This window comes from Jeotgalibaca arthritidis (assembly GCF_011100465.1).
GTDB lineage: Bacteria > Bacillota > Bacilli > Lactobacillales > Aerococcaceae > Jeotgalibaca > Jeotgalibaca arthritidis.
Genome location: NZ_CP049740.1, coordinates 872,786 through 887,554, shown reverse-complemented (window position 1 = coordinate 887,554; position 14,769 = coordinate 872,786). Strand labels below are relative to the sequence as shown.

Below are 14,769 nucleotides of genomic sequence, written 5' to 3'. Positions count from 1 at the left end.
CGCAATCAATACACACACTATAAAATAAATCACTAAAAAAATGAATACGACAGTCAAATGATCGATTAACGTTGACATAGGACACCTCCTTCTCTTTTTTTATAGTATAACGGTTTCAATTCTTAAATAAAAGCCGATTATAATCGATTGACCTTTGTTGAAATCTAGGTTATAAGGAAGAGAGATAACGATTTCATCCAATAAAGGAGACTGTAAGAATGGGATTTAGACATGATTTTCTATGGGGCGGCGCAACAGCGGCCAATCAATGCGAGGGCGGTTATGATAAAGGTGGCCGTGGGTTAGCCAATGTGGATGTGGTGCCGATTGGTAAGGACCGCTACCCCATTATCACGGGTCAGATGAAGATGGTTGATTTTGACGATGAGCATTTTTATCCAGCTAAAGAAGCCATTGATATGTACCACCGTTATAAAGAGGATATTGCCTTGTTCGCGGAGATGGGCTTTAAGACCTATCGTTTGTCGATTGCGTGGTCGCGGATTTTTCCAAAAGGGGACGAAGCGGAGCCAAACGAAGCAGGCTTGCAGTTTTATGAAGATGTCTTTAACGAATGCCGCAAGTATGGCATCGAGCCGCTCGTTACCATTACCCACTTTGATTGTCCGATTCACTTAGTGGAAAACTATGGGGCTTGGCGCAACCGCAAGCTAGTTGGCTTCTACGAGAATTTATGCCGAGCTATTTTTACCCGCTACAAGGGGCTAGTGAAGTATTGGCTGACTTTCAACGAAATTAACATGATTTTACACGCACCTTTTATGGGGGCAGGCCTTTATTTCGAAGAAGGTGACAACAAAGAGCAAGTCAAATACCAAGCAGCCCATCATGAACTAGTGGCGAGCGCCATTGCGACCAAAATTGCTCATGAAGTGGATCCGGAGAACCAAGTGGGCTGTATGCTAGCAGCTGGCGGCTACTATCCCTACACCTCAAACCCCGAAGATGTCTTTGAAAGTCGGAAAAAAGATCGGGAAAATTATTTCTTTATTGATGTTCAATCACGCGGAGAATACCCTGCCTACGCATTGAAAGAGCTAGAACGACAAGGTATTCAGATTGAAATGGAAGCGGGCGATTTGGAACTTCTCAAAGCCCATACCGTTGATTTCATTTCCTTCTCTTACTACTCCTCTCGTGTAGCAACTGCGGACCCAGAATTGTTAGCGAAAACAGAAGGCAATATTTTTGCGTCAGTTAAAAACCCCTATCTAGAAGCGAGCGAATGGGGTTGGCAAATTGATCCATTGGGCTTAAGAATTACTATGAATGACTTGTACGACCGCTACCAAAAACCATTATTTATTGTCGAAAATGGCTTAGGTGCAGTTGATGTGCCAGATGAAGATGGTTATGTCGAAGATGATTATCGGATTGATTATTTGGCAGCCCATATTAAAGCCATGAAAGATGCTGTTGATTTGGATGGTGTTGACTTATTGGGCTACACCACTTGGGGCTGTATTGATTTAGTTTCAGCTGGAACAGGTGAGATGAAGAAACGTTACGGCTTCATTTATGTTGACCGAGACAATGAAGGTAACGGAACGCTAAAACGCAGTAAGAAAAAATCATTTGACTGGTATAAAAAGGTTATAGCTACAAATGGGGAAGACCTATCAAACAATAAATAGCTTTTCAAACAGCCAAGGTGCTCTGCACCTTGGCTGTTTTTGCTAGCAATGTAAGATACAGTTTAGAAAAAATAGTTCTAACCTAGCTGTATCGACAATTTCAAACAAAATGTCCTGCCTTTTTTAAAAAAAGGTTACATCTTAGTGACTATACTAGAAATCAGAGGTATTTTTTGTTATTTTAAAGCAATGAAAACATTCGAGGAGTGGCCGCGTTGAAGAATAAAGAAAAATTAGGGAAGTGGCTATTCGTTCTCTATCTCATCGCAATTATCTGGATTATTTTATTTAAATTTCAGCTTCATCCAGATGACATTAAACTATTGAGCGATGAAAATTTTGGCACAGTTAATTTAGAGCCGTTTCAGGCGCCTAAACGCATTAATGGCCGCATTGATTATACGGAAATTATTTACAATATTTTGATTTTCGTTCCATATGGCTTGTTGTTTCCAGTTGTTAGCAAGCACTTATCCACCTTTAAAAAAATCATTATTATGCTGGCGACCACAATGGCGCTAGAAGGGTCACAGTATTTATTTTCACTAGGAGCCTGTGACATTACCGATGTCATCACTAATCTATCTGGGGGCATCATTGGTCTAGCGCTTTATGCGATCTTGCGGTTAGTCTTATCCGAAGAAAAAGCAGACCGTTTTTTGATTAAATCAGGCTATCTCTTTTACCTTTGCTTTTGGATGATTTACACCTTTTTTATAAAAAGTATTCATATATGACTATTTTGTGAGTTTTTGCTAAGAGAGTGATACACTAGAGCTAATAGTTTAGAATGGAGAAGATGGTAGTGAAAAAGGCAGAGAAAATGACAAATCGAGTAAGCAAAAAAATAATGATGATTGCCCTATTATGTCTATTTGCGGTGCCGACTATCGGTTACCTTATTGTTCAAAGTTGGGAGAGCAATTTGATTGTTGATTTGGGCAATGTGGAAAATGCTGCTGTTTCCTTAAATGGGGATTCATTGAGTGAGAACAGTATAGTGACGCTCCATGTTGGTTTCAATCGATTTTATGATTATGGCGGATACGAAGTAGAATGTTCGGTTGACAAGCGAATTGCAAGAGTTGAGCTCTACAAAGATTTTTCTTTTGCCCATCCATCTAAAGATCTCTTCATTGAAATTCCTTTAACAGGCCTATCTAACTATGATGATATTAACGAAATCCACTTGCACCATTCTAAGAAAAAACAAAGTAAAACCATTTATTTAAAAAATGAACTATAAAAAAGCTGAGACGCAAATTGTCTCAGCTTTTTCTACTTCACAATATCAATGGTTATCGCATCAATAGGTGCTGCCTGTCGTCCAGAAGGTTGCGAGTAAATGCCTACCAGCGAGCCAGAAGGTGTGTATTTTTTCCAATAAAGGGTGCCGCTAGAAACGGCTGCTTGCTGATAGACGGCTATGCGAATATTTTCGTCGGGTAATAAAATTTCGGGATCAAGCGGATAGGCTTGGTCAAGATTGGTTACAATCGTATCTTTGGCAGTTTGTTCTAAGGCATCACTGATTTGCTTGAGAAGCGGTTTTTGAAAGGCAGATTGCTTCATGACGCTACCGACTTGCCAGTTAACAGGAACCAATGTCATTTGAGAATATTGAACCGTTACATCGCCAGACGATTGATTGGTTACCGATAGTTGGTCAATGAGCTTATAACGCTCAATTAAAGAAATACTATCTTGTTTATAATAAAGCGGTAGATAAGAGTAGCCATCTTTAGGCGGGCTTACGTTTTCACCAAACTGTTCGATGTCATCAACAGTTGTCTCTGATACAACATTGATTGTGATGTCTTCAGTTGTGACTGCTTGTATTGGGCTAGGTAGCAGTAGTAACAGTAATAAGCAGGCAATGGTTTGCTTAAAAAAAGCGGGCATGACAATCATCCTTCTATTTGTGGAATAAGTGATTCTGGCTTGTCGAGTGGATAGTCGGTTAGGCTAGTTGTATGAATGAGATAAGTATCCTGGTCGTCAATTTGGTAATGGTGCTCGATTTTTGTTTCTGTTAAGTAACCGTCTTGGTCAATGGTATAGGTGATAGTATAAGAGCTGGTATTTTCTAGTAGTAGCAATGAGAACTCTAAGGACTGCTCATAAGCAGCGAGTATATCTTCTTTGGAATCAAGATCAGAGTCTCGAATATCATCCATGGCATCTGCCATTTCTTCCTTTAGGTCAGCAATCTGGTCAGTAATAAATTGGTCATTTAAGGTGACTGTATAAATCTGGCCATCTTTCTCAAGGGTTTGAATGTGTTTTTCTTCAAGATCACTATCAAATAGGCTAGGTAATAAGTCACTCATTTCCTGGTCACTATCTTTATTTGTTAGCGACCATTCCGAATCTAAGTCGCCGCTAGTGACTTGCTCGTAGCGTTGTTTGTCTTGGTAAAGGACTTTTGTTGACATACGATCACTATAAATCGTTTCAGAATAAAAAACAGGGTCGCTATCAGTCTGGATAAAGACACCGTTTGTTTCTTGCTTGATGCCTTCATTATGGTTACCCTGATTTAAGCTAATCGTAAAAGCCCCGCTCGTTAAGGTGTCGTTTTTAGCGAAAGCGGATTCAATTTTGTTTACTTCTTTAGTCGTTCCGCTGCAAGCAACGAGTAGGAAAGAGCTTAGGATGGTAACAAGTATTGGCATTTTTTTACCCAAAACAATCACTCCTTTAGTCTCATTTAAAACTATTATACCTTAAGATAGTTTTAAATGAATAGTCCGCTTATTGAAAAGATTAGAGATACAAATAAAAATCAGCAGCAATTTGATCCATAAGATTCAAGTTGCTGCTGATTATTTACCGAATAATCTCTTCATTTTCGATATAAGAGCGGAATTGCTCTGCTAAATTATCGAATAAATTGACGCCTTCAGAAGAAAAACCATGTGTGATTTCGCGAGGAAAGTATAGTCGCTCGTCGCCACGCATTTTTCCAGTCAGAGAAGAGACAATAGCACTAACTTGAGACAGTTCAATGATATCGCCATTTTTCTGAATAAATTCAATCTGCGTTTTGCTACCAGCTTCACCTGCGCGGTAAAGGTCATAAGGCAAGTCAAAGCTATTATTTGTTGATGTATAATAATCAGGATTGTAGCCCATCTTTTCAATTAAAGCTTGCAAATGTTCAATGGTCGGTAAATCAGTATCCCGTTTAAAGCGCACAGACTTAAATGGTTTCCGATTTAAGAAACGACCAGCCAAATCACTTAGGGTTGGATCGCTATCTTCACACCAGTGATTAAAATAAGTCATTAACACGCCATCATCTAAACGCAAGTAATCCTCCAATCTCCAACTGTTTTTGAAAAAAGGTTGTAAAAAAGTCGCCGAATGGTGCAAGTCGGTCTGGTCATTGAGGTAAATATCCTTAGCGCGTTTCATCAAATGATATAAGACCACTTCCATACCACGTGAAACAGAATGGAAATAAACCTGCATATACATTTGATAACGGCTCACCACATAGTCTTCAACAGCGTGCATTCCAGAAATGTCGAAGGTAATTCCATTGGCATAGGGACGAATAACCCGTAAAATACGCGTTAAATCAAAGGTTCCGTAAGTTACTCCAGAATAATAAGCATCACGCAACAAGTAATCCATTCGGTCAGCATCAATTTGACTAGAAATCATTTGAACCACTTGAGGGTTAGGATAGGTTTTGGCAATGACCGATGCTACTTGCTCTGGAAAATCTTGTCCGACACTGCGCAAAACCCGGTTAACCTCTGTTTCAGGCGATGTAATAATCGCAACTGTGATTTCTTCGTGGTTTGTATCGAAAATTTTCTCGAAGGTATGAGAGAACGGACCATGTCCCAAGTCGTGCAGTAGAGCCGCACAAAGGGTAACTAAACGTTCGCGGTCATCCCATAGACCATCGCCGTCTTCGACACTTGGGTAATTACGGATAAACTTATCGCAAATCCGTCGAGCAATTTCATACACGCCTAGAGAATGGTTAAAGCGAGAATGTTCTGCACCATGAAAGGTAAAGGAAGCTGTTCCTAATTGTTTAATCCGGCGTAGGCGCTGGAATTCCTTTGTATTGATTAAATCAAGGATGACACGGTGTTGGATATGGACATAGCCGTGAACAGGATCACGAAATACTTTTTCTTTGGCCAGCATGTCAGTTACATAATAGGTTTGCATAGGGTCACCTCGTTTTCTTATTTTCCAAACAATTGGCGATTTCTTTTTTCCATTTTAGTGTAGGCGTCATGGTAGGCTGTCATAATGTCTGCTGTATAGTCACCTTCAACTAAGTGATTGCCTTGTTTTATTAAGGTGTCGATTATCATTTGTTTCACTTGAGCGACTGTCAGTGGCGTATCGAGTAAATCGGACAAGTTAGCCATTGAATCTGGATTAACGAGAGGGAAGCTCCACTGGGTTTCTTCACCCTTTAAACCTACTTCATAAAAGACTTGGATTAGTTTGCCGCGGCCATTCTGGTCGCCTTCGACACTCATATAAATCATAATAGCAATTCCTTTTTTAAATCGTCTTTGGGCAATTCCAGCGAATTTTTTGCCATCAATACTGAGGTCAAACTTACCTGGGCAGTAAGAATCAACGATTTCATAAGCCTCAATTGCTTTGCCATAAGGCGCAAAAACTTGGCTAATCAGATCAACCATGACTTGATAGCCATCATCAATACTGATTTTTTCATCGTCAGCTTCTGGTAAAATAAGCGAAAAATTAAGAATACCTGGATCGGCCACAACAGCTAATCCGCCTGCCGGCCGAACGACGACTTGAGCGCCTTTGTTTTCTAAAAAGGAAACCCCATCAGCCAAGTAAGGTAGCTTGGTATCCATCATGCCTAAAATAACCATATTTTCGATTGGCCAAAAATGGGCGATTGCTGATCTATTAGGCTGGTTAACACGCCGAATGAAGGCATCACCGAGCGCAAAGTGAGCATAAGTTTGTGAGCGTAAAGGTGTTGTTGACGAGTCAAATAACTCAAAAATAGATTCATGTAAAAAGTCTGTCATAAAAATGCGTCCAATCTATGTGAAATCAGTAGTATATATAAGTTAATTATAGCAGATTTTTAAGCTAATTATTAATAAAGGAGAGTTGACCTTGTTTGAAAGAAAAAGTTATACTAGGAGTGAAAATGGAATAATGGCAAGAAAGGAGTGACAGACTTGCCAATTGATAAGAGTACAGTAGTAGAGTACCGATTAGAAACAATCATTGAACAAGAAGGAGAACGTGAGATTTTCCTTTACGAAGGCAATGGGCAAATGGTGCAAATGGGTGAATGGCTCTATTTACGTTATGAAGAAGCTGAAACCAAGCATAAGGTGACCCTAAAAGTGTCTAAGGCAGGAAAAGTAACGATTATCCGACGTTCAGAGGAAGGCATAGCAACACGTATGGCTTTTGAGGCCGGTGAAAAGGGGAATGCGCTACTGCCAACACCAGCTGGATTGTTGGAATTAGAGACAGTAACCAAACGATTATTACAAAATTATCATGATCAACCTTTTTCTGGTACAATTCAATTAGATTATGCGTTAGAATCAAATCAAGAAGTATTGGGAAATTACGGAATGACGTTGCAATTTACTACCTAAATATTGTATGATAAAGAGTAGATTTTTGAAAGGACGTGGCACGGTGAGGCTGGCGGAATTAGACGGAATAAATAAAAATGAATTATCGATGATTGAAGTGGCACATGCGATTTTAGAAGAGACCGGCGAAGTGTTGGAATTCAACCACTTGCTTGAACGTATTCAAGCGTATCTTGAGTTGTCTGAAGAAGAATTGGAAGGCCGTATGGTTCGCTTCTATACCAATTTAAACGTTGACGGAAGCTTTATTTCTTTAGGAGAAAACCGCTGGGGACTACGTTCTTGGTATCCGATTGATTCTATTGATGAGGAAATCCTTTCTTCTATTGATGAAGATGAAGTACGTGTACGTCGTAAGAAACGTAAGAAACTAAATGCCTTTGCGACATCTGAAGATGATGACGTGATTGATTACAACGATGATGATCCAGAAGATACTTTTGTCTCAGATGAAGAAGAGGACGAGAGTGAAGCGGATGATGTTATCGAAGATGATGAGGCAGAGATTGACGATGATTTAGCAGATAATCTAGATGATGAGTTAGATGATGTGCCTGAAAGCATCGAAGAAGACTTAACGCTCATTGATGACGATGATATTGAAGCTGATGAAGAAGAGGAAGAAGAAGAGTTATAATCTTTTGATTGACCTCACAGTTAAATGCGAGTAAAATAATTGATGGGCTCACTACAAACCAAACGGTTACGTAGGCGCACATAAAATGATAATTCTCCCTGTTCCAGTTTTGGAATGGGGATTTTTTTATTTTTCCCTCCTAAATCAAAGGAGGTTTTACTTATGACAAAGTATGTGTTTGTATCAGGTGGCGTTGTCTCATCAATTGGGAAAGGAATTATCGCAGCATCGTTAGCTAAATTATTGAAGGAACGAGGATTAAAGGTAACCATTCAAAAATTTGATCCTTATATGAATGTCGACCCTGGTACGATGAGCCCTTTCCAACATGGGGAAGTGTATGTCACTGATGATGGAACGGAAACTGATCTTGATTTGGGCCACTATGAACGATTTACGGGAATCCGCCTGAACCGCTATTCCAATGTCACCAGTGGCCGTATTTATAAAGAAGTCATTGAAAAAGAACGCAGGGGTGATTACTTAGGTAAAACCGTTCAAGTGATTCCCCATATAACGGATGCGATTAAGGAAAAAATTGTCAAAGCTGGCCAATCAACAGATGCGGATATCGTTATTACCGAAGTGGGTGGAACCGTTGGGGATATTGAATCATTACCGTTTTGGGAAGCCTTAAGACAGATGAAGAAAACTGCTGGTCCAGATAATGTCTTATACATTCACGTTACCCTTGTTCCTTATTTGAAGGCAGCGGGCGAATTTAAGACTAAACCGACTCAGCACAGTGTGAAAGAGCTGAGAAGCTTAGGCATTCAGCCCGACTTCTTAGTCTTACGTACAGAACAGCCTCTTCCGATGTCTACAAAAGAAAAATTAGCTGCTTTTTGTGATGTCGATTTAGATGCTATTATCGAATCGCCAGACACAGCCAATATTTATCGTATCCCTTTGCTATTGAAAGATCAGAAGATGGATGATGCTGTTTTAAGTCGTTTAAAACTAAATGCTCTAGAGGGGACTTTAAGTGAGTGGGAAGGTTTTGTTGAAAAGGTAGAACAAACGACTCAATCTATTCGCATTGGTATTGTTGGCAAGTATGTGGCGTTGCCGGATGCCTATTTGTCAATTGTTGAGGCACTAAAGCATGCTGGATATAGCTATGATCGACAGATAGACATCAAATGGATTGATGCAGAGTCAGTGACTGCAGAAACAATTAGCAGTGAATTGGATGATGTTGACGGCTTGCTAGTGCCTGGTGGCTTTGGCGAGAGAGGGACGGAAGGGATGATTGATGCTATCCGTTATGCCAGAGAACGACAATTACCCTTCTTAGGAATTTGTCTAGGGATGCAGCTAGCTTGTATTGAATTTGCACGGCACGTAGTGGGTCTTTCGGAGGCCCACTCAAGCGAACTTAATCCTCAAACGCCTCACGCAATTATTGATTTAATGGATCATCAAGAGAAAAACGGTGATTTAGGCGGCAGTTTAAGATTAGGACTCTATCCTTGTCAATTAAGAGCGGATAGTCTCGCTTACTCGCTTTATCAAGCAGAATTGATAGAAGAACGCCACCGTCATCGCTACGAATTTAACAATGACTACCGTGATAGTTGCCAACAAGCAGGCCTTCAGTTCTCTGGATTATCACCTGACGGCCAATTAGTTGAAATAATTGAATTAAACAATCATCCTTACTTTCTAGCAACCCAATTTCATCCGGAATTTCTAAGTGGTCCTAATTCGTCCCACCCGTTATTTAGCGGTTTTATTAAATCAATCATATAAATCGGTAATAAAGTGTTCATTTTTGTATTTTAATAGGCTCATTTGGTAGTAATCCGGGACAAATTTTGTTACAATAGTCTTGTTAGTGAGTCTAAGAAACAAACAAAATGGGTAGTTCCAAGGAGGCAAAAAAACATGAGTCGGTTAGTAAGTATGACAGAAATGTTAAATAAAGCATTGGAAGGTAAATATGCTGTAGGTCAATTCAACATCAATAACTTAGAATGGACACAAGCAGTATTGCAAGCAGCACAAGAAGAAAACTCTCCAGTAATTTTAGGTGTATCTGAAGGTGCAGCAAAATATATGGGAGGTCATTTGGTTGTTGCTTCAATGGTAAGTGCATTGTTAGAAACAATGGATATTACTGTTCCAGTTGCACTTCATTTAGACCATGGATCAAGTTACGAGAACTGTAAAGATGCAATCGACGCTGGATACTCTTCAGTTATGATTGACAATTCTAAGTTCCCAATCGATGAAAACATCGCTCAAACAATTCGCGTTGTTGAATACGCTCATTCAAAAGGTGCTTCAGTTGAAGCAGAAGTAGGTACTGTGGGTGGTACTGAAGATGGCGTAACAGGCGGAATCCAATACGCAGATCCTCAAGAATGTCTACGTATGGTAACAGAAGCAAAAATCGATGCTCTAGCAGCAGCTTTAGGTTCAGTTCACGGACCATACGAAGGTGAACCAAACCTTGGATTTGACGAAATGAAAGAAATCTCTGAATTAACACATGCACCATTAGTATTGCATGGTGGTTCAGGAATTCCACAACACCAAATCCAACAAGCAATCGAATACGGTCACAGCAAAATTAACGTAAACACAGAATGTCAACAAGTTTGGACAGCTGCAGTTCGCGAAAAATTAGCTAACGACTCTAAAGAATATGACCCACGTAAAATTATTGGGCCAGGAAAAGATGCAATCGTTAAATTGGTTAAAAATACAATGAATGTATTTGGATCAAGCCAAAAAGCGTAATAGCAACTATCCAAAAGCCGGGGCTTAGGCCCTGGTTTTTTTTTATTAATGATGAGTTTAAAGGGGAATTGTTATGTATACAAAAAATGATTTCATGGTGCAACTCGAAAACCTAGGTATTGATAGAAATGGTACTGTTTTAATTCATTCATCATATAAGAGTATCGGTGACGTCGACGGCGGACCAGATACCGTTTTGGATAGCTTTATTGAGTATATGAAGGATGGGCTACTTGTTTTGCCGACTCATACTTGGGCATACATTAAGGAAGATAATCCCGTTTTTTCTGTTGAAGATTCGAAGACAAATGTAGGCGTTTTAACGGAGTTGTTTCGTAAGCGTGACGGTGCTATTCGTTCATGGCATCCCACTCATTCGGTGGCTGCTATGGGTAAAGAAGCTAGTAGTTTTGTAGAAGGGGCAGAAACATTTGATACCCCTTGTGCAAGAGATTCTGTTTGGGGTAAATTGCTAGATCGCCAAGCCCAAATTGTTTTGTTGGGTGTCGACTTAACCAAAAATACTTATATTCATGGTATTGAAGAGTGGTTGAATGTACCGGGACGCATTTCTGATAGTCATCAGCAACTCTATAGCATTTCACCAGATGGTGTAAAACATTCCGTTCCTTCAAGGCGTCATATTGGACCATCTTGGTCTGAGCACTATTGGAAAGTAGACGACCTTCTCGTAGAAGAAGGTGCTATGACCATCGGTAAGTTCGGCGATGCAACCGTTCGAGTTTGTGATGCTGCGAAGTTATATGACGTTCTTGAACCAATGATTCGACATAACAGTGATTTATTTACTGAGAATAAACCTTTGACTGATGAAATGAGACATTTCTTTAAAAATAAATAAAAAAGGCGCCTTTCTGCTGGATAAATTGCGAAATCATAGCCAAGCATTGTCTTATTTTGTTAGAATAAGATAGCGAAAGCAAAGAGCGTTATAATAAGAGATAAATCATAAAGTGAGGTCTTTTCATGAAAAAGATAGTCATCAATGGTGATAGACCATTGAATGGAGAAGTCACCATCAGTGGTGCGAAAAATAGTACGGTTGCCCTTATTCCTGCATCAATTTTAGCAGATTCAGTGGTAACTCTTGAGGGGATCCCTGATATTCAAGATGTTCATTCTTTAATTGATATTTTACGTGATTTCAATGTTGAAGTGACTTTTGAAGCCGATCGTGGTGTCCTAACCATTGACCCATCAAACATGGTTTCTATTCCAATGCCAACTGGGAAAATTAAGAACTTAAGAGCATCCTATTACTTCATGGGAGCAGTTTTGTCTAAGTTTGGTGAAGGCGTTATTGGATTACCAGGTGGCTGTTATTTAGGGCCTCGTCCGATTGACCAACACATCAAGGGATTTGAAGCGCTTGGTGCTAATGTCCGCAATGAATTAGGGGCCATTTACTTAACAACACCAGAAGAAGGGTTAGTTGGCGATCGCATTTACTTGGATGTTGTTTCCATTGGCGCAACCATCAACACCATCTTAGCTGCCGTTAAGGCAAAGGGAAAAACCATTATTGAAAATGCTGCTAAGGAACCTGAAATTATTGATGTTTGTACCCTACTAAACAATATGGGTGCTAAAATCCGTGGGGCTGGTACTGACGTGATTCGAATTGAAGGTGTGAGTCGCCTAAGTGGTTGCCGTCATACCGTCATTCCTGACCGCATTGAAGCAGGGACCTATCTAGCTGCAGCTGCAGCGATGGGCGAACGTGTTCACGTGAAAAATGTGATCGTGGAGCACATCGAAGGTCTTGTTGCAAAAATGGAAGAAATGGGCGTTAAGATGGAAATTGGAGAAGATAGTATTCTTGTCCACAAATCAGATGATCTAACAATGACACATGTCAAAACATTACCTTACCCAGGCTTTGCAACTGACTTACAACAGCCACTAACCCCATTGATGCTGAAGGCTCATGGTGATGGCACGATTATCGATACCATTTACCCCAAACGAATCAACCATATTCCTGAACTTGTTCGCATGGGTGCCCGTGCAAAAGTAGAAAGTGACACCATTATTTTAACAGGACCAAATCAATTGACCGGTGTAGAAGTGAAAGCGACTGACTTGCGTGCGGGAGCTTGTCTTGTTATTGCCGGCTTGATGGCTAAGGGAACAACCACCATTTCAGGTGTTGAAAATATATTAAGAGGTTACGACAATATTATTGATAAACTAACAGCTTTAGGTGCAGACATTCAAATGATTGAAGACTAAAACTGTTGACTATAGAAGGAAAAGGAAGGTGGGTGACCACAAATGGAAGATATGTTATCCCTTCAAGAACTGGAACAGAAAACCTTGAAAGAGATTTATACCTATGCCAAGGAATATAAAATTCCTTATTATAGCCAGATGACCAAAAAAGAACTTGCCCATGCGGTGATTCGTGCTCAAGAAGAAAAACAAGGCTTCTTTATGACAGAAGGTGTTCTGGATATTATCTCTCAAGAGGGCTATGGCTTTTTGCGACCAATCAACTATTCGCCGAGCCAAGAAGATATTTATATATCGTCTTCCCAAATTCGCCGATTTGATTTGAGAAATGGTGACAAAGTAGGCGGTAAAGCGCGGCCACCCAAAGCATCTGAACGTTATTATGGACTAATGCAAGTTAATAGCGTGAATGGTAGAAACCCAGAAGAAGCTAAGGAACGCTCGCATTTCCCAGGCTTAACGCCTATTTATCCCGACAAAAAAATTGTCATTGAAACCAGTCAAAAAAATCTATCCAACCGCATGATTGATTTGATTTCGCCAATCGGCTTTGGTCAACGTGGCTTAATTGTCGCGCCACCTAAGGCAGGAAAGACAACCTTATTGAAGGCTATTGCCAATGGTATCAAGACCAATTATCCTGATGTCGAATTGATTATGCTCTTGATTGACGAGCGTCCAGAAGAAGTAACTGATATTGAAAGAAGTGTAGATGGTGACGTGGTTTATTCAACCTTTGACCAGCAACCATCTAACCATGTTCGCGTTAGTGAATTAGTTTTGGAACGTGCCATGCGTCTAGTCGAAGATAAACGCGATGTCGTTATTTTAATGGATAGTATTACCCGTCTTGCGCGTGCTTATAACTTAGTGATTCCGCCAAGTGGACGTACATTGAGCGGTGGGATTGATCCAGCTGCACTTTACCGGCCGAAACGCTTCTTTGGGGCGGCACGAAATATCGAGGATGGCGGGAGCTTGACTATTTTAGCAACGGCCCTTGTTGATACAGGTAGCCGCATGGACGATATGATTTACGAAGAGTTTAAGGGAACGGGGAACTCAGAGATTGTCTTATCGCGTGAATTGGCTGAGCGTCGTATTTTCCCGGCTATTGATATTAAGAAATCAGGAACGCGCCGTGAGGAATCGCTGCTGACGACCAAGGAAATGGAAGGCATTTGGAAGTTGCGTAAGACCATGCGTGGCGATGCCTTAGAATATACAGAAGAATTCTTGAAACAGTTACGTACGACTAAAAATAATGAGGAATTCTCAACCCGCATTTCTTTAATGAAATAATGATCCATGCTATGATGACTGTAGCATGATTTAAAGGAGAGATAGGAATGAGTCAAGATCAATACGAAGAAGTTGTTAACAACTTTATTGAAATTACAGCGCAAGACGTTGAAAACCGTTTAGCTAAAGGTGAAAAAACAATCCTATTTATTGGAAAACCAACCTGTCCATACTGTCAAAAGTTTGTACCGAAATTGGAAAATGTTCGCCAACAAAATGGCTTAACTGTCCACTACTTGAATAGCTTGAATACACCGAGTGATCCAGAATTGAAAGCATTACGCGATAAAATGACTGTGCCTTTGGTACCTCAAGTGGTTACGATTGATGGCGAAAATGCCTTTACAAACTTAAACATTGATAGTGGTGCTTCTGAAGAAAGACTAACAGAATTACTAGCTAACTAAATGGAAGAACCCCTTCTCGGCTGTGCCTAGAAGGGGTTCTTTGTGTCTAGATGGTAGATACAGCTCTAAAAATACGGCTGTAATTTACATTTGTTAGTCAAAATGTAAGATACAGCTAGTCATTGGGAGGCTGTATCTTA

15 protein-coding genes are annotated in these 14,769 nt (G+C 40.2%); 11 read left to right on the top strand and 4 right to left on the bottom strand.

What is annotated here, in order from left to right:
* The first annotated feature begins 218 nt into the window (after positions 1-218).
* The 3 genes from G7057_RS04395 (at position 219) to G7057_RS04385 (ending at position 2,901) form a co-directional block, all read left to right on the top strand.
* Complete coding sequence (locus tag G7057_RS04395) at positions 219-1,655, top strand: 6-phospho-beta-glucosidase (protein WP_166161622.1); 1,437 nt, start codon at positions 219-221, stop codon at positions 1,653-1,655.
* Positions 1,656-1,870: 215 nt separating this feature from the next.
* Complete coding sequence (locus G7057_RS04390) at positions 1,871-2,392, top strand: VanZ family protein (RefSeq protein WP_166161620.1); 522 nt, start codon at positions 1,871-1,873, stop codon at positions 2,390-2,392.
* A 62-nt stretch (positions 2,393-2,454) separates the two neighbouring features.
* Positions 2,455-2,901, top strand: a complete 447-nt coding sequence (locus tag G7057_RS04385; protein WP_166161618.1) for a hypothetical protein — start codon at positions 2,455-2,457, stop codon at positions 2,899-2,901.
* Positions 2,902-2,933: 32 nt separating this feature from the next.
* Here G7057_RS04385 and G7057_RS04380 read toward each other — a convergent pair whose 3' ends face one another.
* The 4 genes from G7057_RS04380 to G7057_RS04365 all read right to left on the bottom strand — a co-directional run bounded on the left by G7057_RS04380 (position 2,934) and on the right by G7057_RS04365 (position 6,697).
* On the bottom strand, positions 2,934-3,557 hold the full coding sequence (locus G7057_RS04380) for a hypothetical protein (RefSeq protein ID WP_166161616.1): 624 nt from the start codon (positions 3,555-3,557) through the stop codon (positions 2,934-2,936).
* Between the two features lie 5 nt (positions 3,558-3,562).
* Positions 3,563-4,342, bottom strand: a complete 780-nt coding sequence (locus G7057_RS04375; protein ID WP_166161614.1) for a hypothetical protein — start codon at positions 4,340-4,342, stop codon at positions 3,563-3,565.
* Between the two features lie 142 nt (positions 4,343-4,484).
* On the bottom strand, positions 4,485-5,846 hold the full coding sequence (locus G7057_RS04370; protein ID WP_166161612.1) for an HD domain-containing protein: 1,362 nt from the start codon (positions 5,844-5,846) through the stop codon (positions 4,485-4,487).
* 17 nt (positions 5,847-5,863) lie between these two features.
* Entirely contained in the window at positions 5,864-6,697 is an 834-nt protein-coding gene (locus G7057_RS04365) for a lipoate--protein ligase family protein (RefSeq protein ID WP_166161610.1), read from the bottom strand.
* A 156-nt stretch (positions 6,698-6,853) separates the two neighbouring features.
* Between G7057_RS04365 and G7057_RS04360 the strand changes: the two genes are divergently transcribed.
* The 8 genes from G7057_RS04360 to traF all read left to right on the top strand — a co-directional run bounded on the left by G7057_RS04360 (position 6,854) and on the right by traF (position 14,629).
* Positions 6,854-7,285 carry a DUF1934 domain-containing protein gene (locus G7057_RS04360; protein WP_076768206.1) on the top strand — a complete coding sequence of 144 codons (432 nt, stop codon included), beginning with the start codon at positions 6,854-6,856 and terminating at the stop codon, positions 7,283-7,285.
* Between the two features lie 43 nt (positions 7,286-7,328).
* Positions 7,329-7,922 (top strand): DNA-directed RNA polymerase subunit delta, encoded by a 594-nt coding sequence (gene rpoE, locus G7057_RS04355; RefSeq protein ID WP_319592860.1) that lies wholly within the window; start codon positions 7,329-7,331, stop codon positions 7,920-7,922.
* Between the two features lie 162 nt (positions 7,923-8,084).
* Entirely contained in the window at positions 8,085-9,674 is a 1,590-nt protein-coding gene (locus G7057_RS04350; RefSeq protein ID WP_166161606.1) for a CTP synthase, read from the top strand.
* 135 nt (positions 9,675-9,809) lie between these two features.
* Positions 9,810-10,667, top strand: a complete 858-nt coding sequence (fba, locus tag G7057_RS04345; protein WP_076768212.1) for a class II fructose-1,6-bisphosphate aldolase — start codon at positions 9,810-9,812, stop codon at positions 10,665-10,667.
* A gap of 73 nt (positions 10,668-10,740) precedes the next feature.
* Positions 10,741-11,529, top strand: coding sequence for an AAC(3) family N-acetyltransferase (locus tag G7057_RS04340; protein WP_076768215.1), 789 nt, complete (start codon positions 10,741-10,743; stop codon positions 11,527-11,529).
* Positions 11,530-11,654: 125 nt separating this feature from the next.
* Positions 11,655-12,920: a UDP-N-acetylglucosamine 1-carboxyvinyltransferase gene (locus G7057_RS04335; RefSeq protein WP_076768217.1), complete on the top strand. Its 1,266-nt coding sequence runs from the start codon at positions 11,655-11,657 to the stop codon at positions 12,918-12,920.
* A 42-nt stretch (positions 12,921-12,962) separates the two neighbouring features.
* Positions 12,963-14,222, top strand: a complete 1,260-nt coding sequence (rho, locus tag G7057_RS04330; protein ID WP_076768219.1) for a transcription termination factor Rho — start codon at positions 12,963-12,965, stop codon at positions 14,220-14,222.
* A 47-nt stretch (positions 14,223-14,269) separates the two neighbouring features.
* Complete coding sequence (gene traF, locus G7057_RS04325) at positions 14,270-14,629, top strand: conjugal transfer protein TraF (protein ID WP_076768221.1); 360 nt, start codon at positions 14,270-14,272, stop codon at positions 14,627-14,629.
* The last annotated feature ends 140 nt before the right edge of the window (positions 14,630-14,769 follow it).

What these genes read in the sequence shown, in the direction of transcription:
- G7057_RS04370 (WP_166161612.1), bottom strand. Translation starts at nt 5,846, where the DNA reads ATGCAAACCTATTATGTAACTGACATGCTGGCCAAAGAAAAAGTATTT.
- G7057_RS04385 (WP_166161618.1), top strand. Translation starts at nt 2,455, where the DNA reads ATGGTAGTGAAAAAGGCAGAGAAAATGACAAATCGAGTAAGCAAAAAA.
- G7057_RS04395 (WP_166161622.1), top strand. Translation starts at nt 219, where the DNA reads ATGGGATTTAGACATGATTTTCTATGGGGCGGCGCAACAGCGGCCAAT.
- G7057_RS04350 (WP_166161606.1), top strand. Translation starts at nt 8,085, where the DNA reads ATGACAAAGTATGTGTTTGTATCAGGTGGCGTTGTCTCATCAATTGGG.
- traF (WP_076768221.1), top strand. Translation starts at nt 14,270, where the DNA reads ATGAGTCAAGATCAATACGAAGAAGTTGTTAACAACTTTATTGAAATT.
- G7057_RS04335 (WP_076768217.1), top strand. Translation starts at nt 11,655, where the DNA reads ATGAAAAAGATAGTCATCAATGGTGATAGACCATTGAATGGAGAAGTC.
- fba (WP_076768212.1), top strand. Translation starts at nt 9,810, where the DNA reads ATGAGTCGGTTAGTAAGTATGACAGAAATGTTAAATAAAGCATTGGAA.
- G7057_RS04365 (WP_166161610.1), bottom strand. Translation starts at nt 6,697, where the DNA reads ATGACAGACTTTTTACATGAATCTATTTTTGAGTTATTTGACTCGTCA.
- rho (WP_076768219.1), top strand. Translation starts at nt 12,963, where the DNA reads ATGGAAGATATGTTATCCCTTCAAGAACTGGAACAGAAAACCTTGAAA.
- G7057_RS04340 (WP_076768215.1), top strand. Translation starts at nt 10,741, where the DNA reads ATGTATACAAAAAATGATTTCATGGTGCAACTCGAAAACCTAGGTATT.
- G7057_RS04380 (WP_166161616.1), bottom strand. Translation starts at nt 3,557, where the DNA reads ATGCCCGCTTTTTTTAAGCAAACCATTGCCTGCTTATTACTGTTACTA.